This window comes from Methylomonas sp. BG-2 (assembly GCF_057766305.1).
Genome location: NZ_JBYMAP010000387.1, coordinates 1 through 2,253 on the forward strand (window position 1 = coordinate 1; position 2,253 = coordinate 2,253).

Genomic DNA, 2,253 nt, shown 5'->3' on the forward strand with positions numbered 1-2,253 from the left:
ATTACCTGATTACCCATAACCCTCAGCCAATTTAAGCAAGCGCCCCGGCACGGGCGGCGTATTGGCCGTCGCGACGAGAAATCTGGGCATCATGGTTCGCGGATCGAATAGACGGTTGAAGCGACAGCAAAACTCGGCCAGGGCCGTAAGTTGGGTTGAGATATAGCGAAACCCAACTCAACAGGCGTCAACCCGCGTAAGGCGGAACGCATCGCGGTTCCGCCGTATGGTGGCGTCTGATTGGCGGATCGCCTATCGGCATCCGCCCTACGGCTCTGGTTGGCCGCTTTTGGCCGGTCTCACGCGTTCAAACTCTGTCGGAGTTACTAACTTGGGCGACATTTAAATCCCCTGCCTTTTGTATCTGCCCTCGGCCTTTTTCCGGCCGGCGGCTTGACAAAGTCCATTGATAGACTTATCTTCAAGTTAAGTTTATTCAAAACCGGGAGGCCTTATGTTGGCCCCAGCGCAAAATCCCTTATCCGCCGATAGCGGGGCCGTGGCCGGCGCGGCGTTGCGGACTTTTTTCAATATTGCCGAGGCCTGGCGGCTCAACGTGGAACAGGCGATGGTGTTGTTGGGTCTGGATTCGCGCAGCACTTACTTCAAGTGGAAGAAGCAGCCGGAGTCGGCCAGTTTGAACGCCGACAAGCTGGAGCGTTTGTCTTACATCTTCGGCATTTACAAGGCTCTGCAGATTTTATTGCCGCGCGCCGAGGCGGCCGACCAGTGGCTGCACCAAGCTAATCAAGCCGCGCCGTTTGGCGGCCAGTCGGCGCTGCAGCGCATGTTGTCCGGGCGGGTGGCCGATTTGTACGTGGTCCGCCAATATCTGGACGGCCAGCGCGGCTAGCCGTGATCAATCCGGCGACGATCGCGGTCAACCGCATTACCTGGCTGCCGTGCTGGCGGCTGGTGCCCAGCCGGTTTCCGCCGGACGGCTTGTTCGACCGGGTCGCCGCGCCGGCCGATCTGGACATCGTGTTCGCGATCGAAGCCCTGACCAACGACCGCTTGCGCGAGCAGGCCGGCGACATTCGGCTGGTGGCGCCGGAAGACCGGATCGCCGGCCCCGGCACGACGCCGATCATGGCGGCCTTCACCCATTTGAATCCGGAAGGCAGCCGGTTTAGCGACGGCAGCTACGGCGTTTACTATGCCGCCTTCGATTTGGATACCGCGATCGCCGAAACCTGTTTTCACCGGGCCCGCTTTCTGAGCGCGACCCGACAAGCGCCGCTGGACATCGACATGCGCAGTTACGCCTCGGATTTGGACGCGGACTTGCACGACATTCGCGGCCGCCAAGCCGATTGGCCGGCCGTTTACACCGCCGATACCGCCGGCTACGCCGCCGCCCAGCGTTTGGCAAAACAGCTGCGGGACGCCGGCGGCAACGGCCTGGCCTATGCCAGCGTGCGCAATCCAGGCGGCGAATGCGTCGCGGTATTCAAGCCCCGGCTGCTGGCGCCGGTCAAGCAGGGCGCGCATTTTTGCTATGTCTGGGACGGCGAACGCATCAAGGCGGTTTATAAAAAAGAGCTGTACTCCACCGACCGTTCCGCTTTTTCGGAGAATTGACCATGCTGGATTTGCATCCGCCCGGCCCCGACAACCGTTATCACCAAGCCCACGTCGAGTTGCTGCTGGACAGTTATCGGCGCCTGCTTGGCAAGCCGTTGCTGAACGCGGTCGGCGACGATCTAGGCCGGCTGGTTTACGAAGCCGGCTTCGCCTTGCTGTCGCATAACACCGATCCCGATCCGCTGTTCAACTATGGCAACCGCAAAGCCTTGGCATTGTTCGAATTGACCTGGCCAGAACTGGTCGGCATGCCGTCGCGGTTTTCCGCCGAACCGGTCAACCGCGAGGAACGCGAGCGCTTGCTGGCGAAAGTCGCCCGGCAAGGCTACATCGACGATTACGCCGGCGTCCGCATTGCTAAATCCGGCCGGCGGTTCATGATACGCGGCGCGGTGGTCTGGAACCTGTTGGACGGCGAAGGCCGGCCTTACGGGCAGGCGGCGTGTTTCAGCGACTGGGATTGGTTGGAGTGATTGAAGACTTGCCAGCCCGCGCCCGGACGCTCCGCCCTGAAATTGGGCGTTTTTATAAATATTTACAATACTTTACATCAGTTGACGTCTATTAACCTTCTGGCGGCCTATGATTGACTCCCAACAACCTGTCATCAAGAAAGTGGTACCCGGACGATGTGTCGTGGAGGGTATTCATCGCGATGGCGGACGTTGC

The 2,253-nt window shown here is 60.2% G+C and carries 3 protein-coding genes and 1 pseudogene; 3 read left to right on the plus strand and 1 reads right to left on the minus strand.

Translation table 11 applies throughout. The annotated features are described in order from the left end of the window. Nucleotides 1-9: 9 nt before the first annotated feature. A pseudogene (locus AC3B8H_RS20485) lies at nt 10-141 on the minus strand (IS1595 family transposase); the annotation flags it as partial. A gap of 313 nt (nt 142-454) precedes the next feature. Between AC3B8H_RS20485 and AC3B8H_RS20490 the strand changes: the two are divergent. The 3 genes from AC3B8H_RS20490 to AC3B8H_RS20500 are packed head-to-tail and all read left to right on the plus strand — an operon-like array spanning nt 455 to nt 2,057. Next, a complete protein-coding gene (locus tag AC3B8H_RS20490; RefSeq protein WP_488443366.1) occupies nt 455-853 on the plus strand; it encodes an MbcA/ParS/Xre antitoxin family protein in 399 nt (132 codons plus the stop codon). Between the two features lie 2 nt (nt 854-855). Further along, the gene (locus AC3B8H_RS20495) at nt 856-1,581 is read left to right on the plus strand and encodes an RES family NAD+ phosphorylase (RefSeq protein WP_488443367.1); all 726 of its coding nucleotides are present in this window, start codon (nt 856-858) and stop codon (nt 1,579-1,581) included. 2 nt (nt 1,582-1,583) lie between these two features. After that, a complete protein-coding gene (locus AC3B8H_RS20500; RefSeq protein ID WP_488443368.1) occupies nt 1,584-2,057 on the plus strand; it encodes an MEKHLA domain-containing protein in 474 nt (157 codons plus the stop codon). The last annotated feature ends 196 nt before the right edge of the window (nt 2,058-2,253 follow it).